The sequence below is a fragment of the Streptomyces sp. NPDC051315 genome (assembly GCF_044455165.1).
Lineage (GTDB): Bacteria > Actinomycetota > Actinomycetes > Streptomycetales > Streptomycetaceae > Streptomyces.
In genome coordinates this window covers 182,861-209,107 of the sequence record NZ_JBITEN010000014.1, presented here as the reverse complement: position 1 = coordinate 209,107, position 26,247 = coordinate 182,861, and the positions used below count along the sequence as shown (strand labels likewise).

Here is a 26,247-nt window from a genome sequence, read left to right as displayed (position 1 = left end):
CGGCCCCGCACGCGTCGTTCACATGCGGGGCCGGTGTGCGCCGTTTCCGGCGACGGCTGACGTCAGTCCACCCGCCGTGCCCCCGCCGCGGGCACCGCCTCGAACACGCGCGGGGCCGTGAAGCCGGCGGTGGCGAAGGCTTCCGTGACCGCCTTGGTGATGGTGTCGACGTCGGTCGCCTCGGCGAGGACGATGGCGGAGCCGCCGAAGCCGCCGCCGGTCATCCGGGCGCCGAGGGCGCCGGAGGTGAGGGCGGTGTCCACGACGAGGTCCAGCTCGGGGCAGGAGACGCGGAAGTCGTCGCGGAGCGAGGCGTGGCCCTCGGTGAGGACCGGGCCGATGGCGCGGGTGTCGCCCGACTCCAGGAGGGAGACGACCCGCTCGACGCGCTCGTCCTCGGTCACCACGTGGCGGACCAGACGGCGGACCTCCTCCTCGTCGCCCAGGCGGGCCAGCGCCGCGTCGAGGTCGGCGTACGGGACGTCCCGCAGGGCGTCGACGCCCAGCAGGGCCGCGCCCTTCTCGCAGCCGGCGCGGCGTTTGCCGTACTCGCCGTCGCTGTGGGCGTGCTTGACCTGGGTGTCGACGACCAGGAGGCGCATGCCCTCCGCCGCCAGGTCGAGGGGGATCTGCTTCTGGGAGAGGTCGCGGGTGTCGAGGAACAGGGCGTGGCCGGCCTCGCAGCAGGCGGACGCGGTCTGGTCCATGATCCCGGTGGGGGCGCCGACGTAGACGTTCTCGGCGCGCTGGCACAGGCGGGCCAGCTGCCAGCGCTGGAGGCCGAGGTCGTACAGGTCGTTCAGGGCCAGCGCCACGACGACCTCCAGGGCCGCCGACGAGGACAGGCCCGCGCCGGAGGGGACCGTCGAGGTGAGGTGGATGTCGGCGCCGGTGACCGGGTGGCCGGCCTCGCGCAGCGCCCAGACCACCCCGGCCGGGTACGCCGTCCAGTCCCGGTCGGTCTCCGGGGCCAGCTCGTCCAGCCGCAGCTCGGTGACCCCGGCCTCGATGTCCGCCGAGTGCAGGCGCAGTACGCCGTCCTCGCGGCGGGACACCGCGGCGACCGCCATGTGCGGCAGCGCGAAGGGCATGACGAAGCCGTCGTTGTAGTCGGTGTGCTCACCGATGAGGTTGACGCGGCCGGGCGCCGCCCAGACGCCCTCGGGCTCGGCTCCGTACAGCTCGACGAAGGCGTCCCTGACCTGCTGCTGTGCCCCCACTTACCGCTCCTTTGCGATCTTCTGCGTGAACTCCCACGCGTCCGCGACGATACCCGCGAGGTCCGCGCGGGACGGGTTCCAGCCGAGCCGCTCGCGGGCGGTGGCCGCCGAGGCGACCAGGACCGCCGGGTCGCCGCCGCGGCGGGGGGCCACGACCTCGGGGATCGGGTGGCCGGTGACCGCGCGGACGGTCTCGATGACCTCGCGGACGGAGAAGCCGTTGCCGTTGCCGAGGTTGCAGATGAGGTGCTCGCCCGGGGTGGCGGCCTCGACGGCGAGCAGGTGGGCCTCGGCCAGGTCAGCGACGTGGATGTAGTCGCGGATGCAGGTGCCGTCCGGGGTCGGGTAGTCGTCGCCGAAGACGGAGATGGCGTCCCGGCTGCCCTGCGCGACCTGGAGGACGAGCGGGATGAGGTGCGACTCGGGGTCGTGGCGCTCGCCGTACGCGCCGTACGCGCCGGCCACGTTGAAGTAGCGCAGCGACACGGCGCCGAGCCCGTGGGCGGTGGCCTCACCGGTGATCATGTGGTCGACGGCGAGCTTGGAGGCGCCGTACGGGGAGGTGGGGGCGGTGGGGTCGGTCTCGGTGATCGGGGTGCTGACCGGCTCGCCGTAGGTCGCGGCCGTGGAGGAGAAGACGAGCCTGCGCACGCCCGCCTCGCGCATGGCGGCGAGCAGGGCCATGGTGCCGCCGACGTTGTTGTCCCAGTACTTCTCCGGCTTCACCACCGACTCGCCGACCTGCGAGAACGCGGCGAAGTGGAGGACGGCGTCGAAGGAGGGGTCGAGCCACTTGGCGGCGTCGCGGATGTCGCCCTCGATGAACGACGCTCCGGCCGGGACGCCCTCGCGGAAGCCGGTGGAGAGGTTGTCGAGGACGACGACCTCGTGACCCGCTTCCAGCAGGTGCTGGGCGACCACGCTGCCGACGTACCCCGCGCCACCGGTGACCAGATACTTGCCGCTCATGAACTCGCTACCTCTCGCAGTCGCTCGGCCGCGCGCTCCGGCGGCACGTCGTTGATGAACACGTTCATGCCGGATTCGGAACCCGCGAGGAACTTCAGCTTGCCGGACGTACGGCGGATGGTGAAAAGCTCGAGGTGCAGCGCGAAGTCGTCGCGGTTGACGCCCTCGAACTCCTCCAGCCCGCCGAACGGCGCCTGGTGCCAGGCGGAGATGTACGGCGTCGGAGGCTCGTTCTCCCCGAAGATCCGGTCGAAGCGCCTCAACAGTTCCAGATAGACCTTGGGGAACTCTGTGCGCGCCGCCTCGTCGAGGCCGAGCAGGTCGGGTACGCGGCGCTTGGGGTAGAGGTGCACCTCGTACGGCCAGTGCGCGGCGTACGGCACGAAGGCGACCCAGTGTTCACCCTCCAGGACGACCCGCTCGTCGCCGAGTTCGCGTTCCAGGACGGCGTCGAAGAGGTTGTCGCCGCCGGTGGCGTCCTTGTGGGCGGCGACGGAGCGCAGCATGAGGGCGGTGCGCGGGGTGGTGAACGGGTAGGCGTAGATCTGCCCGTGCGGGTGACCCAGCGTCACACCGATCTCGGCACCGCGGTTCTCGAAGCAGAACACCTGTTCCACGGAGGGCAGATGCGACAGCTCGGACGTCCGGTCCGTCCACGCGTCGAGCACCAGTCGCGCCTGCTCCTCGGTGAGGTCGGCGAAGGAGGCGTTGTGGTCGGAGGTGAAGCAGACCACCTCGCAGCGCCCGGAGTCGCCGGCCAGGGAGGGGAAGCGGTTCTCGAAGACGACGACGTCGTACGACGAGTCCGGGATCTCGCTGAGCCGGTCGCCCTGCGACGGGCACAGGGGGCACTCGTCGGCCGGCGGGTGGTAGGTGCGCCCCTGCCGGTGCGAGGCGATCGCGACGGAATCGCCGAGGAGCGGGTCGCGGCGTACCTCCGAAGTGGTGACGGTTCGGTCCAGGGGGCGCCGGTCCACCGCGTCGCGCAGCGAGTCGTCCTTCAGGTCGTAGTAGATCAGCTCACGACCGTCGGCCAGCCGGGTCGAAGTCTTCTTCACGCCGGACTCCCCATCCATACACCACTCAGAGCACTCAACAGAACCAAACACATCAAACCACAAACCCCCACGCCCGTCACGCTCACAATCAAACAAAGAACACCAAACGAAGCGAGCAGTGCATGCGAACCCCCACTTATCTCGCTGCGGAGCTACGGCTCCCCACGAACTGGCTCGACTACTCGATCCTCGGGATCTACTTCGTGGTCGTCCTCGGCATCGGCTTCGCCGCCCGTCGCTCGGTGAAGACCAGCCTCGACTTCTTCCTCTCGGGCCGCTCCCTGCCCGCCTGGATCACCGGCCTCGCGTTCATCTCGGCCAACCTGGCGGCCACGGAGATCCTGGGCATGGCCGCCAACAGCGCGCAGTACGGCGCGTACACCGTCCACTGGTACTGGATCGGCGCCATCCCCGCCATGGTCTTCCTCGGCCTGGTGATGATGCCGTTCTACTACGGCTCCAAGGTCCGCTCGGTCCCCGAGTTCCTGCTGCTGCGCTTCGACAGGGGAGCGCACCTGCTGAGTTCCCTGCTGTTCGCGTTCGCCGCCATCCTGATCTCCGGCGTGAACCTCTACGCGCTCGCGATCGTCGTCGAGGCCCTGCTGGGCTGGCCGCAGTGGGTGGCGATCGTGGTCGCGGGCTTCTTCGTCCTGGCGTACATCACGCTGGGCGGCCTGTCCTCCGCGATCTACAACGAGGTGCTCCAGTTCTTCGTGATCCTGGCGGCCCTGATCCCGCTGACGGTGCTGGGCCTGAAGTCGGTGGGCGGCTGGGACGGCCTGACGGACTCACTGACGAAGACCAAGGGGGCGGACTTCACCACGGCGTGGGGCGGCACCGGCATCGGCAGTGACAACCCGCTGGGCGCGAACTGGCTGACGATCGTCCTCGGCCTCGGTTTCGTGCTGTCCTTCGGCTACTGGACGACGAACTTCGCGGAGGTCCAGCGCGCCCTGTCCGCGAGGAACCTCTCCGCGGCCCAGCGCACCCCGCTGATCGCCGCGTTCCCGAAGATCTTCATCGTCTTCCTCGTGATGATCCCGGGTCTGGTGGCGGCGGTCCTGGTCCCGACCATCGGCACCGCGGACTCCGACCTGCAGTACAACGACGCCATCCCGTACCTGATGGAACAACTGCTGCCCAACGGCGTCCTGGGCATCGCGGTCACCGGTCTGCTCGCCGCCTTCATGGCCGGCATGGCGGCCAACGTCTCGTCCTTCAACACGGTGTTCACCAACGACATCTGGGCGAGGTACGTGGTGAAGGGCCGGGAGGACGGGTACTACGTCCGCTTCGGCCGCCTGATCACCGCGATCGGCGTGGTGGCGTCGATCGGCACGGCGTTCCTGGCCTCGTCGTTCTCGAACATCATGAGCTACCTCCAGACGCTGTTCTCCTTCTTCAACGTGCCGATGTTCGTCGTCTTCATCGTCGGCATGTTCTGGAAGCGGGCGTCGATGAAGTCGGGCTTCTGGGGCCTGCTGGCCGGCACGACGGCCGCGATGGTGAACTACTTCGTCCTCTACAAGCAGGACATCATCGGCATCCCCACCGACCAGGGCGCCAACTTCGTCTCGGCGATCGCGGGCTTCGTGGCGGGCGCGGTGGTCATGGTCGCGGTCTCCCTCTTCACCGCCCCCAAGCCGGCGGAGGAGCTCCAGGGCCTGGTCTACGGCACCGTCTCCCCCGGCATGGCCGAGCCGCCGGCGGCGGGCGACGACGCCTGGTACCGCAAGCCGGCCCTGCTGGGCTGGGGCGCGGTGATCCTGGCGGCCGCCTGCTACATCCCGTTCTCGTTCTGAGCCCGTCGACGCCGATCGCGGGAGGATGGAAACACCATGTCCGAGCAATTCGAACCCGACCACCGCGCCGAGGCAGCCGAGCGGCTGCGGCGGGCGGGCTACTCCGACGCCGACGTCCAGCGGGAAGTCACCGAGCTGGAGCACAAGTCCGCGACCGCGGCCCGCATCTTCGACCTGCGCCGCATCATCGGCGGCCTCTTCGTCGTCTACGGCGTCATCGTCACGATCGTCGGCCTGACGGACGGCGACGCGGCGATCGACAAGGCCCAGGGGATCAACATCAACCTGTGGACGGGTCTGGCGATGCTGCTGCTGGGGATCTTCTTCCTGGTGTGGCTGAAGCTGAGGCCGATGGCGCCGCCCGCGCTGCCGCTGCCGCCGGAGTCGGAGGCCCCGCGGAAGGAGTAGCCCCGCGTCAGGGGCGCGCGCGGGGCGTTGCGGCCCCTGGCGCACGCAGGACGGCCCCGGGATCCGACGCTTCGGATCCCGGGGCCGCTCCGCTCTCAGACCTACAGGGGCAGGAGCTCCAGGAGGCCGTCCGACGTCTGGTTCGTCTCCACACCGGAGAGAGCCCCGACGAGGCTGTCGTCCCCGTTGTTGCACACCTGCTGGATCACGGTCGTCTCCGAGACGTTGCCGAGCAGGGCGAGGTTCACGTCCGGGAGGCCGAGCAGGCCGTCGCCGCTCGTGGAGGCGCTGGCGTCAGCCGCCTGGACGCACTGCCTGTCCCCGTTCCCGTCCTTCTTGGCCGTGCCGTAGCCGTCGTCGGTGCCGTGGGCGGAGGCGACGCCCGCCGTGGCCAGGCCGAGGCTTCCGACCATGACGGCCACAAGAGCGGCCTTACGAAGGTTGCGCATTACATCCCCTTTTCTCTGGGCAGCCCGTTTCGTCGCGTTACGAAACGTTACGGTTACGCACCGTATGTAACGGTTATACCTTTTGAGCAGCGCCACGCCGAGTCGACGGCGGCAACTGCTGACACGTCACCCGAAGGGACTCAGGCGGTGCCGGTCCGGGCCTGGGCGAGGGCGGGGCGAGTGGCCTCGGCGGGCGTGCCCAGCTCACGCAGATACCAGGGGGTCGCTGTACACGTGCAGCAGGGTGGACGCGAGGAGGACGTCCGGGTCCAAGAGGGGGCCGTGCGGCATGGCGAGCCGGACGACCGGCTCGGGATCACCGCGGGTGATGAGGGGTCCGACGCCGACGGCGTCGTACACCCGGTCACCGATCATGGCGGGCTCGACGTCGAACGGGCCGGAGGAACAGTGCGTGGCGGCGCGACGAGGAGGCGCTGCCGCATGCCCTCGGCGTGCAGGAGCGAGGCGCCGTGGGAGTCCCCGGCCGGGGCCGCCGGGTTCTACGAGTCCGGCCCGGGGCCGCCGGGTTCTACGAGTCCGGTCCCGGGGCCATGTCCCGCGGGCCGTGCGGGAGTGGTCCCGCTCGGTCCAGGAGGCCCGTCCTCGCCGCCAGGGCCGCCGCTTCCAGGCGGGAGCCGACGCCGAGTTTCATCAGGACGCGTTGGACGTGGGTGCGGGCCGTGGACGGGGCGATGCCCATGCCGGCCGCGATCAGGCGGGTGTCCTGGCCGTCGGCGACGCGGACGAGGACCTCGACCTCGCGCGGGGTGAGCATCCGGAGCAGGCGCTGGCCCTCGTCGTCGGGCTGGGCGGCGGGGTTGAGGAGTTCGCTGAAGGCGCCCTGGAGGAGCTGCGGGGCGACCGCCGCCTCACCCGCCCGCGCCTTGATGATCGCCCGCTCGACGCCCTCGATGCGCTCGTCGTGCCGTACGTACCCGGAGGCGCCGGCCGCGAAGGCCGCCGCGATGCCGCGCGGGCTCGGGACCGGGCCGAGGACCAGGACGGCCACCTGCGGCCGTTCCCGCTTGATCCGGACCACGGGATCGAAGATGCCCGGCTCGGCCGGGGCCGCCGTCCCCAGCAGGCACACCTCCGGCGCCCGGGTGATCACGAGGTCCGCCGCGCCCGCGGCGGGCGCCGTCGCGGCGAGCACCCGGTGCCCCCGCAGTTTCAGCGCCGAGGCCAACGCCTCGGCGAGCAGTCGGTGGTCGTCGACCACCATGAGCCGCACTCCCATCGAGCAACCCCCCAGTCCCCCCATGGATGCCCACGCGGACGAACAGGCATCGCCGGACACAAGACCCAGACAGACAAAAGGTGCCCCCCGGCACCCCGTCCTTCATGCCCCCGGAAGCTACACGCTTGTTCGACGTTGCGCTCCCCCTACCGGCGAGAACTGCCCCGGATCACCGAAATTCCTCGTAGGCGGGGGTGCGGAGCGGTACGTGAACGGCCCCGCCCCTGAGCAGAGGCGGGGCCGTCGGCGGCACTGGTGGGATGATCAGCCGCTGGTGCCGAAGGCGAGTGCCAGGTACTCCTGGTCGCCCGAAGTGGAGTCGTCGGCGTACACCTCGGACATGTACAGGCGCCCCTGGGAGTAGAGGATCTCGGAGTACTCGGGGGACATGTTGGACTCCGCGTCCACCACCGACTCCGTGTCCGGGTTCTTCAGGAGCGTCGTCTGCTTGAACGAGCCACCGTGGATGCTGACGATCTGCCCGCCCTCGTCGTACGGCGCCGACTTGTACGCGATCACGTTGCTGCCGTCCATGCGCAGCGGAACGAGCTCGTAGCCGTCGCCGGCGTCGGCGCGCTGGCCGGTCTGCTTGCCCGTGGTCAGGTCGAAGGCGACGATCTCGTTGGTCTGGCTGTACTCGCCGGTGCCGTCGTGCTCCTCCGTCGGGATGTACAGCCGGTTCGCGCCGACCGCCAGACCCGAGCACTGCTCGATCTTGGTGATGCCGTCGCAGCGGGCCGCGAACTGCTTGCCGGGAGCGGAGATGCGGGTCTTGAGCTGGCCGGTCTTGTTGTCGATGGAGAAGAAGTCCGAGATGCCGCTGCCGTCCTGGGCGCTGTCGCCGACGTCGGCGGCCACGACCAGCGGGTCCGTCGACACGATGCTCGCGTACTCGATGCCGGTGGCCATCTTGTACTCGGAGAGCACCTTCCCGGAGGCCGGGTCGATGGTCTGGATCTGCAGCTGCCGCGCGTCGTAGTCCCCGCACTTGCGCACCGCGACCAGCTTGGCGCCACCGCCGTATCCGGCGTCGTAGCAGGTGTCGGCCGGCTTGGGCGCCCACAGCTGCTTGCCGCTGTCGATGTCGAAGGCCGCGCCGCCCTCGGTCGCGCCGAGGGCCACCGTGCGCGCGCTGACGGTGACGTTGTCGAAGGTGACCGGGTAGTCGCCCGACGAGACGGTCTTCGTCCACAGCTGCTTGCCCGCGGCGAGGTCGAGCGCCGCGACCTGCGTGCAGCCGGCCGAGGAGTCCTTCGCGGGCATCTTCGGCTGGAAGACGATCGCCGTCTTGTCGTCGTCGGTGGCGTACTCGCTGGCCGTGCAGACCGGGCCGGGCAGCTTGATCGTCCACAGCTTCGTGCCCTTGACCGGGTCGTAGCCGACGACCTCGGCGACGCCCGACTTCACGTACGCCTTCTCGGTCAGCCAGGAACCGGTCACGACGACGCTGTCGTCCTTGGCGACCGCGGGCGACGGGATCTGGAAGAGGACCTTGGCGTCGGGGTCGGCGGGCACCTTCTCGGTGCCGCCGGAGGACGTGCCGCCGGAGCCGCCCTTGTCGTCGCCCCCGCCGGTCGTGCCGCCGGAGCTCGCGGTGTCGTCCTTCTTGCCGCTGTCACCCGAGTTCGCGTACCAGACGCCGCCGCCGATGATCAGCGCGATCGCGACCACCGCGGCGACGATGATGGCGACCTGGGCGTTGATCCCGCGTCCGGCACCGGGCTGCCCGCCGGGCCGGGGGTGCATGGGCATGGTGGGCGGCTGGCCCGCGTAGCCACCCGGGTACCCCGGCTGACCGGGCTGGCCCGGGTAGCCGTAGCCGGGCTGCTGGCCGTACGGGGCCGGCTGACCGTACGCCGTCTGCTGGCCGTACGCGGGTTGCTGGCCGTACGCGGGCTGCTGGCCGTAGGGGTTCGGCCGGCCCGGCTGGGCCGGGTAGCCGTAGCCCGGGCCGGTGGGGGGCTGGGGCGGCTGGGCGGGCGGGGCCGCCTGCGGGTAGCCGTAGCCCGGCTGGGGCTGCGGGGGCTGGGGCGGGGTGGGGGCCGGGGGCCCCTGCGCGGGCTGTCCGGGCGCCGGGGGCTGACCTGGCTGGGCGGGCTGCGGGGGCTGTCCGGGCTGCGGGGGCTGAGCCGCCGCCTGGGCCTCCTGGGCTGCCTGGGCCTCCTGGGCCGCCTTCGCCGCCGCGAAGTTCTGGAGCACCCGGTCGGCGTTGGCCGCCTGGTGCGGCATGGGGCCGCTCGGCGACTTGCTGAGCTGCGGGCCCTCGGGCGGAGGCTGGGGCGCCGCGGGCGGGGCCGGCGGCGGGGACTGCGGGGCGCCGGGACCGCCCTGCGGCGGGGCGTCCTGGGGCTGCGCGTCCTGGGGAGCCGGAGCCGGAGCCGGCGGCTGCTGCTGCTGGGGTGCGCCGAAGGCGCCCTGCTGAGGCTGCTGCGGGGGCTGGTCCTGGGGTGTGCCCTGCGGGGGCTGGTTGGGCGGCGGAGGTGGCGGCTGGGTCATGGTGTGGGTACCTCGGGAGAACGCTCGGGAAGACGGGGCACGGGGCCGGGACGACAGGACCGGGGAGACCGGGAAGACCGGGAAGACCGGGGCGGCCCGGCGGCGGGGGTGTCGGCGTGAGCCGACGGTGCTGCCGCCGCCGCGGCCGCAACAGCCCGCCTCACTTGCCGTAGGCGAGCATCAGCTTCTCCTTCGTGTCGTCGTTGCCCGTCAGCCGGGTGGAGGAGAGGTAGAAGCGCCCGTCGGCCCAGGCGGTGTCCCGCGAGTAGAAGCCGTCCTCGAGGTCGATCGTGCTCTCGGGCAGCTGCAGCAGTGTCGTCGGCGTGTGCGCGGAACCGGCCGTCGGGATCGACACGACCCGGCCGGCCGCGTCGTACGACGGCTCGACGTACGCGACGAGGTTCCCGCCGTCCATCCGCACCGGCATCATCGACTCGTCCGCCGGGGACTTCACGCGCCACTTCTCCTTGCCGGTGGCGAGGTCGATCGCGACGATCTCGTTGGGGCCGCTGGTCGCCTCGGTCGGCAGGTACAGGGTGTTGGCGTCGGCGGCGGTGCCCTCACAGCCGGTCAGGTTGCGCTGCAGGACGGCCCAGCCGCACTCGGGCAGGAAGTCCTCGTCGAAGGCGACCTGCGAACGGAACGTGCCGTCCGCCTTGAACGCCGAGATGTTCCAGGCGTTCTCGTCCTTGTTGGTGCTGTAGATGACCAGCGGGTCGACGGAGTACGTGCGGGAGACCGTCCAGCCCTTGTCGAACCTCTGGGTCCACTTGACCTTGCCGGTCGCCGGGTCCAGCTCCTGGACCTCGTCGTGCTCGTCGGCGCCGGTCGCGTCGCAGGACGCCACCGAGATCAGCTTGGTGCCGCCCGCGAAGGCGGTGGGGAAGCAGGACTCACCGTACTTCTTCTTCTCCCACAGCGTCTTGCCGGTACGGACGTCGTACGCCGTGCCGGACTGCGAACGGCCCACCATCAGCGTGTTGCCCGCGAGCGACAGCTCGATGGTGATCGCACTGTCGAACAGCGCGCCGTCCGCGACGACCGCCTTCCAGCCCTGGGCACCGGTGTTGAGGTCGATCTGCTGGAGCTGGTTGCACTTGGCGCGGTCGCTGGTGCCGCTCATGTACGCCACGACGATCTTGTCGTCCGCCGTCTTCTGCGGGGTGACCGCGCATATCTTCTGCGGGAACGTGATGGTGTCCCAGGTCGGCTTGCCGTCACCGACGTTGTAGGCGACGACCTCCTTGTAGGCCGCCTTCACCGCCGTCTTGGAGGTGACCCACATGCCGGGGGCGTCGGCGCCGGAGGCGGGCGCGTCGGGCGCCTCCTTGTACCAGAGCACCTTGGCCTCGCCGGACTTGCGGCCCGCGTTGAAGTCCTCCGGATCCTCGCCGCCGTCGCCGTCGCCGTCACCGGGGTTGACCGGGCTTCCGCTCGCGGTCGCCTTCCCGTCGTCGCTCGGCCCGGCGACCGGCTTCTTGTTCTCGCCGTCGTCGCCGCCCGTGACCGCGAACACCGCCCCGCCGATCACCAGCAGCGCCGCGACCGCCGCGCCGACGACCAGGGCGGGCTTCCCCTTGAAGGGGCCGCGCGAGCCGGGCGGCGGGGTGCCGGGGGCTCCGGGGAACTGGGCTCCGGGCGGGGGCGGGTAGCCGTAACCGGGCTGCTGCCCGTAGGGCCCGGCGGGCTGGCCGTACGGTCCCGGCTGCTGCGGCCCGCCGTACGGGCCACCGGGCTGCTGCGGCTGACCGTACGGGCCACCGGGCTGCTGCGGCTGACCGTACGGACCCGGCGCGGCCGGGGCGCCGTAGGGGCCGGGCTGCGCGGGCGGTTGCTGCGGGTAGCCGTAACCGGGCTGCGGGGCCTGCGGCTGCTGGGCCGGCATCTGCGGTGCGCCGAAGCCGCCCTGGGCGGGCTGCGAAGGCGGTGGAGCCTGCGGCGGCTGGTCCTGGGGCTGTTGCTGCGGTGCTCCGAAACCGCCCTGCTGCGGCGGCTGGTTGGGCGGCTGAGCCATCAGCGTGTTCCCCCTCGTCACTGATTTTTAGCCACGCCCTGAGGTTCGTGACGGACCCAGAGTCGTATTCAAAAAAGTTGTCAGACGGCTCTTTCTATCACCCGGGACCGACAACACACCGGGCCGGATCCGCGCCTGTTCCCAAGGGCGCACCGCCCCGTGATGCCGTCGTTACGCGCCTTCACTCCCCCTTCACGCAGCGCACGCGCTGGTACCGCGCGCGGGGACGTGGGGGTGAGGGGCGGCGCGCGGGGAACGGTTCGCGCCGGATGTGGAGGGCGCGCGAGGTTCACTTCACGCCGGGCGGGCGGTGGCTGGTGTGCGGTGCCGAGTGCCGTGGAAAGCGGGCGCGCGGGACGGTCGCGCACGCCGTACCGTCACGGCGTGCGCGCCCCCGTTCGCGCCTCGTCGCTATCTGTCCCCCGTTCGCGCCTCGTCGCTATCTGTCCCCCGTTCGCGCCTCGTCGCTACGCGTCCTCCGCCAGCTCCAGCCAGCGCAGCTCCAGTTCCTCACGCTCGCCCGCCAGCTCGCGCAGTTCGGCGTCGAGCCGGGCGACCTTCTCGAAGTCGGTGGCGTTGTCGGCGATCTGGGTGTGCAGCTTGCTCTCCTTGTCGGAGATGCGGTCCAGCTGGCGCTCGATCTTCTGGAGTTCCTTCTTGGTGGCGCGCTGGTCGGCGGAGCTCTTCTCGGGGGCGGGCCTCTGGGCGGCCGGGACGGGGGCCGCGGCGGCGGCCGCCTCCTCCATCCGGTGGCGCCGCTCCAGGTACTCGTCGATGCCGCGCGGGAGCATGCGCAGGGTGGCGTCGCCGAGGAGGGCGTACACCTTGTCGGTGGTGCGCTCGACGAAGAAGCGGTCGTGGGAGATGACGATCATCGAGCCGGGCCAGCCGTCGAGGACGTCCTCGAGCTGGGTGAGGGTCTCGATGTCGAGGTCGTTGGTGGGCTCGTCGAGGAAGAGGACGTTGGGCTCGTCCATGAGGAGGCGCAGGAGCTGCAGGCGGCGGCGCTCACCACCCGACAGGTCCCCCACCGGCGTCCACTGCTTCTCCTTGCCGAAGCCGAACGTCTCGCACAGCTGCCCGGCGGTCATCTCGCGCCCCTTGCCGAGGTCGACGCGCTCCCGCACCCGCTGGACGGCTTCCAGGACCCGCCAGTCGGGGTCGAGTTCGGCGACCTCCTGGGAGAGGTAGGCGAGCTTGACGGTCCGGCCGACGGCGATCCGGCCGCCGGCCGGCTGGACCTCGCCCTGGGTGCGGGCGGCCTCGGCCATGGCGCGCAGCAGGGAGGTCTTGCCGGCGCCGTTCACGCCGACGAGGCCGATGCGGTCGCCGGGGCCGAGCTGCCAGGTGACGTGCTTGAGCAGCACCTTCGGGCCGGCCTGCACGGTGACGTCCTCGAGGTCGAAGACGGTCTTGCCGAGCCGGGAGGACGCGAACTTCATCAGCTCGCTGCTGTCCCGGGGCGGCGGCACGTCCGCGATGAGCTCGTTGGCGGCCTCGACGCGGAAGCGGGGCTTGGAGGTGCGCGCGGGGGCGCCCCGGCGGAGCCAGGCGAGTTCCTTGCGGACGAGGTTCTGCCGCTTGGTCTCCTCCGTGGCCGCGATGCGCTCGCGCTCGGCGCGGGCGAAGACGTAGTCGGAGTAGCCGCCCTCGTACTCGTGGACGACACCGCGCTGGACGTCCCACATGCGGGTGCAGACCTGGTCGAGAAACCAGCGGTCGTGGGTGACGCAGACGAGCGCGGACCGCCGCTCGCGCAGGTGCTGCGCGAGCCAGGCGATGCCCTCGACGTCGAGGTGGTTGGTGGGCTCGTCGAGGACGATCAGGTCCTGGTCCTCGATGAGCAGCTTGGCGAGCGCGATCCGGCGGCGCTCACCGCCGGAGAGGGGGCCGATGACGGTGTCGAGGCCCTGGGGGAAGCCGGGCAGGTCGAGACCGCCGAAGAGACCGGTGAGCACGTCCCTGATCTTGGCGTTGCCCGCCCACTCGTGGTCGGCGAGGTCGCGGATGACCTCGTGCCGGACGGTGGCCGTCGGGTCGAGGGAGTCGTGCTGGGTCAGCACGCCCAGTCGCAGGCCGCCGGAGTGGGTGACGCGCCCGGTGTCGGCCTCCTCCAGCTTGGCGAGCATCCGGATCAGCGTCGTCTTGCCGTCGCCGTTGCGGCCGACCACGCCGATGCGGTCCCCCTCGGAGACGCCGAGGGAGACGCCGTCGAGCAGGGCACGCGTGCCGTACACCTTGCTGACGTTCTCGACATTGACCAGGTTGACGGCCATTTTTCTCCTGCCCGGGGGGATCGGTCAGCCTCCCAGCGTAATGCGCGCGGGTCGGTGGCCGGTCCACCGCGGTCAGCCGAGCACGGTCGCCCCCCGCGCCGGCCCCGACGCGGTGCGCACGCTCCGGCAGGTGCCGGACGCGCGCAGCTCCTCGGCGACCCGCGCCGCGGAGGCGGTGTCGCGGGCGAGGAACGCGGTGGTGGGGCCCGATCCCGAGACGAGCGCGGCGAGCGCGCCCGCCGCGCGTCCGGCGGCGAGGGTGTCGGCGAGTTCGGAGAAGAGCGACAGGGCGGCGGGCTGGAGGTCGTTGTGGACGGTGGCGGCGAGCGCGTCGGGGTCCCCCTGGGCGAGGGCGTCGAGGAGGTGCTCGGAGGCGACGGGTCCGGGGACGTCGAGGCCCTCGGTGAGCCGGTCGAACTCCCGGAAGACGGCCGGTGTCGACAGCCCGCGCTCGGCCATCGCGAACACCCAGTGGAAGGTGCCGCCGACCTCCAGGGGGGTCAGCTTCTCGCCCCTCCCGGTGCCGAGCGCGGCGCCGCCGACCAGGCTGAAGGGGACGTCGCTGCCCAGTTCGGCGCAGATCTCCAGCAGTTCGTCGCGGGACGCGCGCGTGCCCCACAGCGCGTCGCAGGCGAGGAGCGCGGCGGCACCGTCCGCGCTGCCGCCCGCCATGCCTCCGGCGACGGGGATGTCCTTGGCGATGTGCAGATGCACGTCGGGGGTGCGGCCGTACCGCTCGGCGAGCGCGACGGCGGCCCGCGCGGCCAGGTTGGTCCGGTCCAGGGGGACCTGGCCGGCGTCCGGGCCCTCGCAGGTCACGCGCAGCTCGTCGGCCGGCTCCACCGTGACCTCGTCGTACAGGCCGACCGCGAGGAAGACGTTCGCCAGGTCGTGGAAGCCGTCGGGGCGGGCGGCGCCGACGGCGAGCTGGACGTTGACCTTGGCGGGCACGCGCACGGTGATGCTCACTCGGAATCCTTCCCCCGGTGCTCGGCGATGCGGGCGAACTCCTCGACGGTCAGCGACTCGCCGCGCGCCTGCGGGGACACGCCGGCCGCGACGAGGGCCGCCTCCGCGGCCGGGGCGGATCCCGCCCAGCCGGCGAGCGCGGCCCGCAGCGTCTTGCGGCGCTGGGCGAACGCCGCGTCGACGACCGCGAAGACCTCTCTCTTCGATGCGGTGGTCTTCACCGGCTCGGTCCGGCGGACCAGGGAGACCAGCCCGCTGTCGACGTTCGGCGCGGGCCAGAAGACGTTGCGTCCGATGGCGCCGGAGCGCTTGACCTCGGCGTACCAGTTGGCCTTGACGGACGGCACGCCGTAGACCTTCGAGCCGGGCGCGGCGGCGAGGCGGTCGGCGACCTCCGACTGGACCATGACGAGGGTGCGCTCGATGCTCGGGAAGGTGTCGAGCATGTGCAGCAGCACGGGAACGGCGACGTTGTACGGCAGGTTCGCCACCAGCGCGGTCGGGGCGGGGCCGGGCAGCTCGGTCACGTGCATCGCGTCGGAGTGCACCAGCGCGAACCGCTCCGCGCGCTCCGGCATCCGCGCCGCGATCGTCGCGGGCAGCGCGGCGGCCAGGACGGCGTCGATCTCGACGGCCGTGACCCGGTCGGCGACCTCCAGCAGCGCCAGCGTCAGGGAGCCGAGCCCCGGCCCGACCTCGACGACCACGTCGTCCGGGCGCACCTCCGCGGTACGGACGATACGGCGGACCGTGTTCGCGTCGATCACGAAGTTCTGACCGCGCTGCTTGGTGGGGCGCACACCGAGGGCTGCCGCCAGTTCGCGGATGTCGGCGGGGCCCAGGAGGGCGTCGGGGGTGGGGCTGCTCACGGGACAAGGGTACGGGCCTGCGGGTCGCCGGTTGCCCGGCCGGCTGCCGGGTGGGCTTGGCGGCTGCCGGGAGCCGTGAGTTTGCCTGCCCGGCGGCGGGTGAGGTTGCCGGGTGCCCGGCACCGGGGCCGGGCCGGCCCGGTTGCCCGGCGACGGTGCGTGGGAGTCTCAGGCACCCGGCGACCGTGCGTGGGGCCGGGTCGCGCAACCCGGTGTCGGCGGGTCGGCAGGGGTGGCGTCGGTCAGCTGTGCAGGTGGGTGCCGCAGTGGGGCCAAGGGGTGGCGCCTCGGCGTTTGTAGAGCTTCTTCGCCCGGAGGGTCTGTTCGGCCGCCGGGGCGTCCTGGGGGCGGCCGCTGCCGCCGAGGCTCTGCCAGGTGCGGGTGTCGAACTGGTACAGGCCGCCGTAGGTCCCCGACGGGTCCACCGCGTCGGGGCGGCCGCCGGACTCGCAGGCCGCGAGGCCCTGCCAGTTCAGGCCGTCGGACCCCCGCGCGGAGACCGGCCGCGGCTTGGTGCCCACCTTCACCACCTGCGCGCGCGGCTCGCGCACGATCTCGGTCCTGATCCGCTTCGGCCTCTGCCGGACGCCGTTGACGGTGCGCAGCAGGTACGTCTCCCGCCGCAGCCCCGGCTGCCCGGCCCGCTCCACCACTTCCGTGCCCTTGAACAGCGAGGGGTCCTCGGTCCGCCGCACCTCGAACGGGATCGCCTCCTCCCGCGCCTCCCGGGTGCCGGTGATCCGCAGCACGGTGACCGTCTGCCCGTCGCGCGGGAAGCTGCCCGGCGGGACGGAGGTGGTGTCCTGGCCGCGCAGGGTGATCCCGGCCTCCTCGACGGCCTCGCGCACGGTCGCCGCGTTGGTGCGGACGGTGCGGGCGCGGCCGTCGGCCATGATCGTCAGCGCGCGCTCGGTGCGCACGTCCAGCGCGAGCCCCGCCCGTCCGATGCGCCGGGAGCGCGAGGTGGAGAGATACGCGCCCTCGGCACGCACGCCCAGCTGTTCGAGCGCCTCCTCCACCGTGTGCGCCGTCGTCCACACCTCGCGCCGGTGACCGTCCAGGATGAGCCGCACGGGACGCCCGTACCGCACCGCGATCTCGTCGCCGCTGGCGAGCGCCGTGCCGGGGGCGGGCGCCACCACGTCGTGCGCCCCCACCCGCACGCCCTCCTCCGCGAGCAGCTCGGTCACGTCGTCGGCGAAGGTGTGCAGGGTGCGCGACCTGCCGTCGACGGTCAGTTCGACCGCCTTGTCCTGCGCGACGAACGCGGTGGTGCCGCCCGCCAGGAAGACGACGACCAGCGCCTGCGGGAGCAGCCGGCGGATGGCGGAGTCCGGGCGCTCGGCGGAGCGCGCCCTGCGCCGGCGCCCCGCCCGCCGCCCGGTCCCCGCGGGTGCGACGGGCGCGACGAGCGTCGGCGCGACCGGCGCGGGCGCCACGGGCGCGGGCGCGCCGGTACCGGGCGCGGCGTCCGTCCGACGCGACAGTGCCGGCTCGGGGGACTCGTACGAGGGCGGTGGGGACGGGCGCGGTGCGTACGGAGGCGTCTCGTACGGAGGCGCTCCGCACGGACGCGGCTCGTGCCCCGACGCCTCGTACGCGGGCCGGTACGTGTCGTCGTACGGCGTGGGTGCCGGGTACACCCCGTAGGTCAGCGTCTCGGCGCTGTGCAGATCGGGGGGCGGGTCGTACGCCGACGGCTCGGGGGCCGGATCCGCGCCGTACGGCTCGCCCGGGCCGTGCGGCTCGAACGTCTGGTACTGGGAGTTGCTCACGCCGACACGCTCCAGGGGCCGGAGGGGGTCCAGAGGGGTCCGGATCGGGCCCCCAGAACCTAGCGGAGCGATCGTCACTCTCCAAAGCGACGCGGCTACCCACAGTTGTGTTCGGGTGAGTCCCGTACCGGTCTGCGGTCGGCGTTCGGCACTCGTATGAGCCGTACGGGTCAGTAGTCGAAGGCGCGGGCCGTGTTGGCGGCGAGGGCGGTCGCCATGGCGTCCTCGTCGATGCCGCGGACGGCGGCCATGGCACGGACGGTGACCGGCACGAGGTACGGCGCGTTGGGCCGGCCGCGGTAGGGCGCCGGGGTCAGGAAGGGCGCGTCGGTCTCCACGAGGACCAGCTCCAGGGGGGCGACGGCGAGGGCGTCGCGCAGGTTCTGGGCGTTCTTGAAGGTGACGTTGCCGGCGAAGGACAGGAAGTATCCGGCGCGGGCGCAGATCTCCGCCATCTCGGCGTCGCCGGAGTAGCAGTGGAAGACGGTGCGCTCGGGGGCGCCCTCCTCCTTCAGGACGCGCAGGACGTCGGCATGGGCGTCGCGGTCGTGGATGACGAGGGCCTTGCCGCGCCGCTTGGCGATCTCGATGTGGGCGCGGAAGGAGCGCTCCTGCGCCTCCTTGCCCTCGGGGCCGGTGCGGAAGTAGTCCAGTCCCGTCTCGCCCACGCCCTTCACCTGGGGCAGCGCGGCCAGGCGGTCGATCTCGGCGAGCGCCTCGTCGAGCGCCGGCGCGCCTCCCGGCTCGCGCGCGCCCTGCCGGGACCAGCCGTCGGGGTCACCGTGCACGATGCGCGGGGCCTCGTTCGGGTGCAGGGCGACGGCGGCGTGGACGTTCGCGTGGGCGGCCGCCGTCTCGGCCGCCCACCGGGAGCCGCGGATGTCGCAGCCGACCTGGACGACGGTCGTCACCCCGACCGACGCGGCTTTCGCGAGGCCCTCCTCCACCGTGCCGGACTGCATGTCGAGGTGGGTGTGGGAGTCGGCGACCGGCACCCGGAGGGGGACCGGGAGCGGCGGCGCCGCGTTCTTGTCGGCGTTCGAAGGCATGCCCCGATCCTACGAAAGGGGCGGACCCGCGCCGGGCGCCGCCTGCCGGTCGCCGACCGGCTCAGCCCGCCTTGCGGTGGAAGGGGTGCAGGAGGTCGGACAGGTGCCAGTGGTGGGACTCCCGCGGCCGCTCACCGTGCCCGTCGGGTCCCTCGTTCCGCTCGGCGGCGGTCACCGGCGCCCGCGTCGGCCCGGCCGGCGGCGCCTGGCGCGGCCGGACCGCGCTGAGCACCGACGAGACCTGCCCCGCCCGCATGATGCGCACCAGGCGTCCGTCGCAGTTCTGGCAGCTCGGGTGGCTCAGCGGGGACGGCACGATCCGGCCGTCGGCCACGTAGACGACGAACTCGTGGCCGTCGGCGTCCGTGTGGTGCTCGATCTCGTACGACTGCTCCCAGCCGTGCCCGCAGCGCATGCAGGCGAAGGAGTACGACTCGTGCACGACGGGGATCGCCGCGGCGCGCAGGCCGGTGTGCCCTGTGATCTCGCTCATGCCGGCTCCTGATGTCCGCTGGACAGTCGCCCTCGGCGAGGGGGTTCCCCACCGTGAGGGCGAGGGACGGGTGCGTCCCCGCGTCCAGTGGACTGCGCCGCCGGGGCGAGCGCAGCCGACCTGTCGAGTGTTGGGCCCGATTTGGGCGTTCCTTGCCGCAGCGGTACGGGGGAGGGCAGCTGAGCTTTGCACTCGGGGACGGTTCTTTACCGCCCGGTGGGACAGCGCCCCGGGGGGCGCGGGGAACCGCGCGGCCGGTCACGGGCGGCCCGCGGCCCGCATCCCGCGTCAGCCCCCGGCGCTCTTCCGTACCCGGCGCCAGCCCGCGGCCGGCAGGGACGGCGGCCGGCCGGCCGCGCGGCGCCGCCGTCGCTGTTCGGCGTGGCGGCCGGCGCTCACCCCGCGGAGTGCTTCGCCGCGACCACCGCGTCGAACACCTCCCGCTTCGGCAGTCCGGCCTCCGCCGCCACCGCCGCGATCGCCTCCTTGCGACGCTCGCCGGCCTCCTCGCGCACCCGCACCCGCCGCACCAGTTCCTCCGCGCCGAGTTCCTCGGGCCCGCGCTCGGGCGCGCCGGAGACGACGACGGTGATCTCGCCGCGCACGCCCTGCGCCGCCCACTCGGCCAGCTCGGCCAGCGGACCGCGCCGGACCTCCTCGTACGTCTTCGTCAGCTCACGGCAGACGGCGGCCCGCCGCTCCCCGCCGAACACCTCGGCCATCGCGGCGAGGGTGTCGTCCAGCCGGTGCGGGGCCTCGAAGTAAACGAGGGTGCGCCGCTCCCGCTCGACCTCCCGCAGCCGCGACAGCCGCTCCCCCGCCTTCCGCGGCAGGAACCCCTCGAAGCAGAAGCGGTCGACGGGCAGCCCGGACAGGGCGAGGGCGGTGAGGACCGCGGACGGGCCGGGCACGGCGGTGACCCGGACGTCCTTCTCGACGGCCGCGGCGACCAGCCGGTACCCGGGGTCGGAGACGGACGGCATCCCCGCGTCGGTGACGAGCAGCACACGCGCCCCGCCGAGCAGCTCCTCGACCAGTTCGGGCGTACGGGCGGACTCGTTGCCCTCGAAGTACGACACCACGCGCCCCTTGGGCGTCACGCCCAGCGCCTGCGTCAGCCGGCGCAGCCGGCGGGTGTCCTCGGCGGCGACGACGTCGGCGGCGGCCAACTCCTCGGCGAGCCGGGGCGGGGCGTCCGCGATGTCCCCGATGGGGGTGCCTGCAAGGACCAGGGTTCCGGGTGCGACTGTCACGTTTCCAGTCTCGCAGGGGGTGAGGCACGGGAATCCCACAGAAGGGTTCCCTACGATGGCGCGGTGACCAGTACCGCGTCCTCCACGGACTCCACGGACTCCACGGACCACCGGCAGCAGGACCAGACGCCGCAGGACCAGCGGCCGTCGTGGCGGCAGCGGCTGCGCCGTTTCGGCTACACGGCGGAGCCGGCCCGCGACGTCCGGGAGCGGCTGGTGCCGCCGTTCGCCGAGCCGAGCCCGCGCCTGTGGCATGTGCTCGGCGTGCCGCCGACCCTGGCCGAGCGCCTCACCCGCTGGTCGGGCTGGGGCGGTCCGCTGCTGGTCACGCTGGTGGCGGGCGTGCTGCGGTTCTGGAACCTGGGCAGCCCGAAGGCGGTGATATTCGACGAGACGTACTACGCCAAGGACGCCTGGGCGCTGGTCCACCGCGGTTTCGAGGTCAACTGGGACAAGAACGCCAACGACCTCATCCTCTCCTCGGGTGGTCACGTCGCCATCCCGACGGACGCGGCGTACGTGGTGCACCCGCCGGTCGGCAAGTACGTCATCGGGCTGGGTGAGCTGCTCTTCGGGTTCGACCCGTTCGGCTGGCGGTTCATGACCGCCGTGCTCGGGACCCTGTCCGTGCTGATGCTGTGCCGCATCGGCCGCCGCCTCTTCCGCTCGACGTTCCTGGGGTGTCTCGCGGGCGCCCTGATGGCGGTCGACGGGCTGCACTTCGTGATGAGCCGCACCTCGCTGCTCGACGGGGTGCTGATGTTCTTCGTGCTGGCGACGTTCGGCTGTCTGGTGATCGACCGGGACAAGGCGCGGGAGCGGCTCGCCGCCGCGCTGCCGCCGGACGCGGACGGACGCCACCGCCCGGACGCGCACGTCGCCGAGACGACGCGCCTGGGGTGGCGCCCCTGGCGCTGGGCGGCCGGTGTGATGCTGGGCCTGGCCATCGGCACCAAGTGGAACGGCCTGTACATCATGGTCGCGTTCTGCCTGATGACGGTGGTGTGGGACGTCGCCTCGCGCCGGGTGGCCGGTGCCCGCCGCCCGTACCTGACGGTCCTCAGGCGCGACACGGGCCTGGCGTTCCTGGCCACCGTCCCGGTCGCGCTCGTCACCTACCTCGTGTCCTGGACCGGCTGGATCCTCTCCGCCGACGACGGCTCCGGCGGCTACTACCGCGACTGGGCGGCCACCGACGGCAGGGGCGGCAGCTGGACGTGGCTGTTCCCGGACTGGTGGCGCAGCCTGTGGCACTACGAGCACGAGGTGTACGAGTTCCACACCCACCTGACGTCTCCGCACACGTACCAGTCGAACCCGTGGAGCTGGATCGTCCTGGGCCGTCCGGTGTCGTACTTCTACGAGTCGCCGGCGCCCGGCCAGGACGGCTGTCCGGTGGACGCGGGCGAGAAGTGCGCGCGCGAGGTCCTGGCGATCGGTACGCCGGTGCTGTGGTGGGCGGCCTGTTTCGCGGTCCTGTTCGTGCTGTGGCGCTGGCTCTTCCGCCGCGACTGGCGCGCGGGCGCGATCGCCTGCGGCGTCGTGGCCGGCTACCTGCCGTGGTTCCTGTACCAGGAGCGCACGATCTTCCTGTTCTACGCGGTCGTCTTCCTGCCGTTCCTGTGTCTGGCGGTGGCGATGATGATCGGGGCGATCGTCGGGCGGCCGGGGTCGAGCGACACACGGCGGGTGGTCGGGGCGACGGGCGCGGGCGTGCTGGTGCTGCTGATCGCGTGGAACTTCATCTACTTCTGGCCGCTCTACACGGGCCAGGCGATCCCGATCGACTCCTGGCGTTCACGTATGTGGCTGGATACCTGGGTCTGAGTCAGCCCCCTGATCGCCCCTTTGTCCCCAGGATCCGATCTCCGTTCGGACAACTTCCGGAAACTCCCCCCACGGGAAACCCCGCCTCCGCATACAGTGCGAACATGACCGGCCTTTCTGAACACGTTCAGAAAACGCTCGGAGAGGCGCACGAGGCCCACGGGGAGAAACCCCGGGGGCCGACGGGGAGGAACGGGGAGGGTTCGGACCATGCGCAAGGGGGCCAAGGCGGCGATCGTCGGCTCGGTGTTCGCCGTGATGGTGGGCGGCGCCGGGTACGGCATGTACAACGTCGTGAACGCGCTGAACGGGGGCGGCGACGGGGCCGCGGGGACGAGCGGGCCGGCGACCGTGAAGAAGAGCGGGCCGCCGAGCGCGTCCGAGGTGAAGGACACCACCACCCGGTTCCTCGCGGCCTGGGCGAAGGGCGAGGCGGCGAAGGCGGCGGCGCTCACCAACAACGCGGAGAAGGCGGAGCCGCTGCTGACCTCGTACGGTCAGGCCGCGCACATCACCGGCGTGAAGATCACTCCGGGGGCGGCGGCCGGGGACACCGTGCCGTTCACCGTCCGGGCGACGGTGTCGTACGAGGGGAAGTCCAAGCCGCTGACGTACCGGAGCCGGTTGACGGTGGTGCGCGGGGTGACCACCGGGCGCGCGCTGGTGGACTGGCAGCCGTCGGTCGTCCATCCCCAGCTGAAGAGCATGGACGACACGCTCGTCACGGGCGAGTCGGCGGCGCCGGCGATCGAGGCCGTGGACCGCGACGGCAAGGTCCTGACGAAGGATAAGTACCCCTCGCTCGGGCCGGTCCTGGACGAACTGCGCGCCAAGTACGGCGACCGGGCGGGCGGCACCGCCGGCATCGAACTGGCGATCCGGCACGCCACCGCGGACGCCGGTGACACGCCGCTGCTGACCCTCGCCGAGGGCAAGCCGGGCAAGCTGCCCACCACGCTCAGCGCGGGAGTGCAGGCGGCCGCCGAGAAGGCCGTGCAGAAGTACGGCGAGTCCTCGGTGGTGGCCGTGCAGCCGAGCACCGGCGAGGTGCTGGCCGTCGCCAACCACCGCAACGACAACTGGAACGCCGCCTTCCTGGGGGAGGTGGCGCCCGGATCCACCATGAAGATCGTCAGTGCCGCCGCCCTCATCGACAACGGCCTCACCACGGCGAACGGGCCGGCGCCCTGTCCGCCGGAGGCCGTCTCGGAGAGCCAGACCTTCCACAACATCAAGGGCCTGGAGCCGAACGAGAACGCGACGCTCTCCGAGAGTTTCGCCCTCTCCTGCAACACGGCCTTCGTGAAGTTCGCCGACGAGGTCCAGGTCGACTCGCTCACCGACGAGGCGAGGGACCGGTTCGGCATAGGCCTGGACTGGAAGACCGGCATCCCCTCCTTCGACGGCTCCGTCCCGGCCTCCGGCGGCCCGGACACCGCGGCCAACCTGATCGGCCAGGGCCAGGTCCAGATGAACCCGCTGAACATGGCGTCGATCACCGCGACCGCGGTGACGGGCAGCTTCCGGCAGCCGGTGATCGTGCCGCTGAGCCTCGACGACCGGGAGCCGGCCCGCGCGCGGGGACTGTCCTCCAGCACGGTGCAGCAGTTGCGCTCGATGATGAACCGCACCGCGACCAGCGGCACCGCGGCCGACGTGATGGCCGGGCTGACCGGCCGGATCGGCGCGAAGACGGGCTCCGCGGAGGTCGACGGCAACGCGACCTCCGACAGCTGGTTCACCGGCTACCGCAACGACGTCGCGGCCGCGGCCCTGGTCCAGGGGGGCGGGCACGGCGTCGACGCGGCCGGCCCGATCGTCGCGGGCGTGCTACGGGCCGGCGGTTGATCCCTCACGGTGAGAAACAGCTCCCAGGCGGGTGGCTGACGTCACACGTGACGTCACTCCACAGGAGGGGACTCTAGGCTGGTCGCCGTCGTTGGGGTCGATGAGGGCAACGGCAACCAGCGGGGACGGTGGGGCGAGGTGTCCCCGGGGATCGCGGAGGAACGCAGGCAGTGGGCAAGAGAAGGCGCGTCGCCGAGCGACGGAACAAGCGGCCCGCGGTGGTCGCCGGCATGATCGCCGTCGTCGTCGGCGGCGCCGGCCTCGGCGCCTACGCGCTGTACGGCGGCGGGGCCGCGGCCGAGGACGGCTCGGCCACCGCCGAGAGGAAGCCGGCAGTGAGAACCGGCCCGCTGTCGGCCACCGAGGTCACCACCGCGGCCCGCGCCTTCCTCACCGCCTGGCAGCAGGGCAGGGTCGCTCAGGCGGCCGCCGCCACCGACGACCCCACGGCCGCCACCGCCCTGCTCACCGGCTACACCAAGGACGCCCGCATCACCGGCGTGACCCTCACCGCCGGCACGCGCGCGGGGGACAAGGTCCCGTTCTCCGTGAAGGGCACGGTCACCTACAGGAAGACCGCCGCGCCGCTGACGTACAACAGCGCGCTGACCGTCGTACGGCGCGCGAAGGACGGCAAGCCGCTGGTGGACTGGCACGCGTCCGTGGTCCACCCCGACCTCGCCGACGGGGACACCCTGGTGACCGGCGAGTCCGGCACCCCGCCGGTCAAGGCGCTCGACAAGGACGGCGGCGAGCTGACCGCCAAGAAGTACCCGTCGCTGGCCACCGTGCTGGACGGGCTGCGCGAGAGGTACGGCAAGAAGGCCGGCGGCACGGCCGGCGTCGAACTGCGCGTGGTGCGCGGCAAGGCGTCCCAGGCGAAGAAGTCCTCCGACAAGACGCTCCTGGAGCTCAGCAAGGGCACACCGGGCACCGTGAGGACGACGCTGAGCGCGGCCCTGCAGGCCGAGGCGGAGCGGCAGGTGGCGAGCCGCTCGCGCGCCTCGGTGGTCCTCATGCGGGCCTCGACGGGCGAGATCCTCGCGGTGGCCAACAGCAACCACGGCTTCAACACGGCCTTCCAGGGCTCCCTGGCGCCCGGCTCCACGATGAAGGTCATCACGTCCTCGCTGCTGATCGAGAAGGGCCTGGCGTCGGCGGACAAGGCGCATCCGTGCCCGAAGTACTTCCCGTACGGCGGCTGGAAGTTCCAGAACGACGACGAGTTCGAGATCGAGAACGGCACCTTCAAGGCGAGCTTCGCCCGCTCCTGCAACACCGCCTTCATCAGCCAGGCCGGCAAGCTGGACAACGACAGCCTCACCAAGCAGGCGCAGCAGGTCTTCGGCCTGTCGCTGAACAACTGGTCGGTCGGGGTGCCGACCTTCGACGGCTCGGTGCCGGTGCAGTCGGCGGCCCAGATGGCCGCGTCGCTGATCGGGCAGGGCGGGGTGCGGATGAACCCGCTGAACATGGCGTCGGTCTCGGCGACGGTGAAGTCGGGCTCCTTCCACCAGCCGTACCTGGTCGACCCGTCGGTCGACGACCGCACGCTCGCCACCGCCGCGCGCACCATGTCGTCGTCGACGCTGTCACAGCTGCGGGAGCTGATGAACTACACCGCCGCCTACGGCACGGCCGCCGAGGCGATGTCCGGGCTCGGCCCCGACTACGGCGCGAAGACCGGCTCGGCCGAGGTGGACGGCCAGGAGAAGCCCAACGGCTGGTTCACCGCCTACCGCGGCGACCTCGCGGCGGCGGGCGTCGTCCAGGCGGCCGGCCACGGCGGTGACACGGCCGGGCCGATCGTGGCGGCGCTGCTCGAGGCGGCCGGCTGAGCGGCCGTCAGTGCATGACGTGGGAGACGGGCTGCGCCGCCGCCGTGTAGGTACGGCGCAGGAAGCGCATGAGCGTCTTGGACTCGAACTGCACCACCGAGACGCCCTGCGCGGAGTGGAACTCGACGATGACCTGCACGCGCCCGCACGGCCAGACGCGCACCGCCCCGCTGCCGACGGGGGAGCGCAGGCCCTGTTCGAGCAGGGCGCGGGCGATGGTCCTCTCGCGCCGGCCGGGCAGGCCGACCCGGACCGAGCGGGGGTCGTCCTCGGGGTCGTAGCGCAGGACGACGGGGACGGCCGCCTGCTCCTCCGCGACGAGGTCGGCGTCGGTGACGATGTGGGCTCGCGCGTACTGCTCGACTACGGACATCGACCGACCCCTTCACACTGGGTG

At 72.2% G+C, this 26,247-nt stretch carries 21 protein-coding genes; 5 read left to right on the top strand and 16 right to left on the bottom strand.

All coding sequences use genetic code 11. From position 1 onward, the window contains the following. Nucleotides 1-62: 62 nt before the first annotated feature. The 3 genes from galK to galT are packed head-to-tail and all read right to left on the bottom strand — an operon-like array spanning nucleotide 63 to nucleotide 3,247. Entirely contained in the window at nucleotides 63-1,220 is a 1,158-nt protein-coding gene (gene galK, locus ACIBBD_RS26145) for a galactokinase (protein WP_399421974.1), read from the bottom strand. Further along, nucleotides 1,221-2,189 carry a UDP-glucose 4-epimerase GalE gene (galE, locus tag ACIBBD_RS26140; RefSeq protein WP_399421973.1) on the bottom strand — a complete coding sequence of 323 codons (969 nt, stop codon included), beginning with the start codon at nucleotides 2,187-2,189 and terminating at the stop codon, nucleotides 1,221-1,223. Next, on the bottom strand, nucleotides 2,186-3,247 hold the full coding sequence (galT, locus tag ACIBBD_RS26135; RefSeq protein WP_399421972.1) for a galactose-1-phosphate uridylyltransferase: 1,062 nt from the start codon (nucleotides 3,245-3,247) through the stop codon (nucleotides 2,186-2,188). Before galT ends, galE begins: the two co-directional genes overlap by 4 nt. A gap of 122 nt (nucleotides 3,248-3,369) precedes the next feature. Here galT and ACIBBD_RS26130 point away from each other — a divergent pair, with 122 nt between their 5' ends. Both ACIBBD_RS26130 and ACIBBD_RS26125 read left to right on the top strand, forming a co-directional pair. Then, nucleotides 3,370-5,049, top strand: a complete 1,680-nt coding sequence (locus ACIBBD_RS26130) for a sodium:solute symporter family protein (RefSeq protein ID WP_399421971.1) — start codon at nucleotides 3,370-3,372, stop codon at nucleotides 5,047-5,049. 36 nt (nucleotides 5,050-5,085) lie between these two features. Beyond that, nucleotides 5,086-5,457 carry a hypothetical protein gene (locus tag ACIBBD_RS26125; RefSeq protein ID WP_399421970.1) on the top strand — a complete coding sequence of 124 codons (372 nt, stop codon included), beginning with the start codon at nucleotides 5,086-5,088 and terminating at the stop codon, nucleotides 5,455-5,457. A 101-nt stretch (nucleotides 5,458-5,558) separates the two neighbouring features. On the opposite strand, the gene ACIBBD_RS26120 is transcribed toward ACIBBD_RS26125, so the two are convergent. The 12 genes from ACIBBD_RS26120 to rsmI form a co-directional block, all read right to left on the bottom strand. Next, nucleotides 5,559-5,906 carry a hypothetical protein gene (locus tag ACIBBD_RS26120; protein ID WP_399421969.1) on the bottom strand — a complete coding sequence of 116 codons (348 nt, stop codon included), beginning with the start codon at nucleotides 5,904-5,906 and terminating at the stop codon, nucleotides 5,559-5,561. Between the two features lie 204 nt (nucleotides 5,907-6,110). Further along, on the bottom strand, nucleotides 6,111-6,281 hold the full coding sequence (locus ACIBBD_RS26115; RefSeq protein WP_399421968.1) for a hypothetical protein: 171 nt from the start codon (nucleotides 6,279-6,281) through the stop codon (nucleotides 6,111-6,113). Nucleotides 6,282-6,435: 154 nt separating this feature from the next. Continuing rightward, nucleotides 6,436-7,143, bottom strand: a complete 708-nt coding sequence (locus ACIBBD_RS26110; RefSeq protein ID WP_399421967.1) for a LuxR C-terminal-related transcriptional regulator — start codon at nucleotides 7,141-7,143, stop codon at nucleotides 6,436-6,438. A gap of 264 nt (nucleotides 7,144-7,407) precedes the next feature. Further along, complete coding sequence (locus tag ACIBBD_RS26105) at nucleotides 7,408-9,639, bottom strand: PQQ-binding-like beta-propeller repeat protein (protein ID WP_399421966.1); 2,232 nt, start codon at nucleotides 9,637-9,639, stop codon at nucleotides 7,408-7,410. Nucleotides 9,640-9,799: 160 nt separating this feature from the next. Then, nucleotides 9,800-11,653, bottom strand: coding sequence for a PQQ-binding-like beta-propeller repeat protein (locus tag ACIBBD_RS26100; RefSeq protein WP_399421965.1), 1,854 nt, complete (start codon nucleotides 11,651-11,653; stop codon nucleotides 9,800-9,802). Between the two features lie 467 nt (nucleotides 11,654-12,120). Then, entirely contained in the window at nucleotides 12,121-13,929 is a 1,809-nt protein-coding gene (locus tag ACIBBD_RS26095) for an ABC-F family ATP-binding cassette domain-containing protein (RefSeq protein WP_399421964.1), read from the bottom strand. A 72-nt stretch (nucleotides 13,930-14,001) separates the two neighbouring features. Continuing rightward, complete coding sequence (locus ACIBBD_RS26090) at nucleotides 14,002-14,898, bottom strand: 4-(cytidine 5'-diphospho)-2-C-methyl-D-erythritol kinase (RefSeq protein WP_399421963.1); 897 nt, start codon at nucleotides 14,896-14,898, stop codon at nucleotides 14,002-14,004. Then, nucleotides 14,895-15,767 carry a 16S rRNA (adenine(1518)-N(6)/adenine(1519)-N(6))-dimethyltransferase RsmA gene (rsmA, locus tag ACIBBD_RS26085; protein WP_399421962.1) on the bottom strand — a complete coding sequence of 291 codons (873 nt, stop codon included), beginning with the start codon at nucleotides 15,765-15,767 and terminating at the stop codon, nucleotides 14,895-14,897. Before rsmA ends, ACIBBD_RS26090 begins: the two co-directional genes overlap by 4 nt. A gap of 242 nt (nucleotides 15,768-16,009) precedes the next feature. After that, the gene (locus ACIBBD_RS26080) at nucleotides 16,010-17,542 is read right to left on the bottom strand and encodes a ubiquitin-like domain-containing protein (protein WP_399421961.1); all 1,533 of its coding nucleotides are present in this window, start codon (nucleotides 17,540-17,542) and stop codon (nucleotides 16,010-16,012) included. 170 nt (nucleotides 17,543-17,712) lie between these two features. Further along, on the bottom strand, nucleotides 17,713-18,591 hold the full coding sequence (locus ACIBBD_RS26075; protein ID WP_399421960.1) for a TatD family hydrolase: 879 nt from the start codon (nucleotides 18,589-18,591) through the stop codon (nucleotides 17,713-17,715). Nucleotides 18,592-18,652: 61 nt separating this feature from the next. Beyond that, nucleotides 18,653-19,084 (bottom strand): hypothetical protein, encoded by a 432-nt coding sequence (locus ACIBBD_RS26070; RefSeq protein ID WP_399421959.1) that lies wholly within the window; start codon nucleotides 19,082-19,084, stop codon nucleotides 18,653-18,655. A 395-nt stretch (nucleotides 19,085-19,479) separates the two neighbouring features. Further along, nucleotides 19,480-20,337, bottom strand: coding sequence for a 16S rRNA (cytidine(1402)-2'-O)-methyltransferase (gene rsmI / locus ACIBBD_RS26065; RefSeq protein WP_399421958.1), 858 nt, complete (start codon nucleotides 20,335-20,337; stop codon nucleotides 19,480-19,482). A 63-nt stretch (nucleotides 20,338-20,400) separates the two neighbouring features. Here rsmI and ACIBBD_RS26060 point away from each other — a divergent pair, with 63 nt between their 5' ends. From ACIBBD_RS26060 to ACIBBD_RS26050, 3 genes are all read left to right on the top strand, one after another. Further along, a complete protein-coding gene (locus ACIBBD_RS26060) occupies nucleotides 20,401-22,164 on the top strand; it encodes a dolichyl-phosphate-mannose--protein mannosyltransferase (RefSeq protein WP_399421957.1) in 1,764 nt (587 codons plus the stop codon). A gap of 210 nt (nucleotides 22,165-22,374) precedes the next feature. Continuing rightward, entirely contained in the window at nucleotides 22,375-24,012 is a 1,638-nt protein-coding gene (locus tag ACIBBD_RS26055) for a penicillin-binding transpeptidase domain-containing protein (protein WP_399421956.1), read from the top strand. Nucleotides 24,013-24,182: 170 nt separating this feature from the next. Then, nucleotides 24,183-25,850: a penicillin-binding transpeptidase domain-containing protein gene (locus ACIBBD_RS26050; RefSeq protein WP_399421955.1), complete on the top strand. Its 1,668-nt coding sequence runs from the start codon at nucleotides 24,183-24,185 to the stop codon at nucleotides 25,848-25,850. Between the two features lie 7 nt (nucleotides 25,851-25,857). On the opposite strand, the gene ACIBBD_RS26045 is transcribed toward ACIBBD_RS26050, so the two are convergent. Further along, a complete protein-coding gene (locus ACIBBD_RS26045) occupies nucleotides 25,858-26,223 on the bottom strand; it encodes an SsgA family sporulation/cell division regulator (protein ID WP_399421954.1) in 366 nt (121 codons plus the stop codon). Nucleotides 26,224-26,247: the final 24 nt, after the last annotated feature.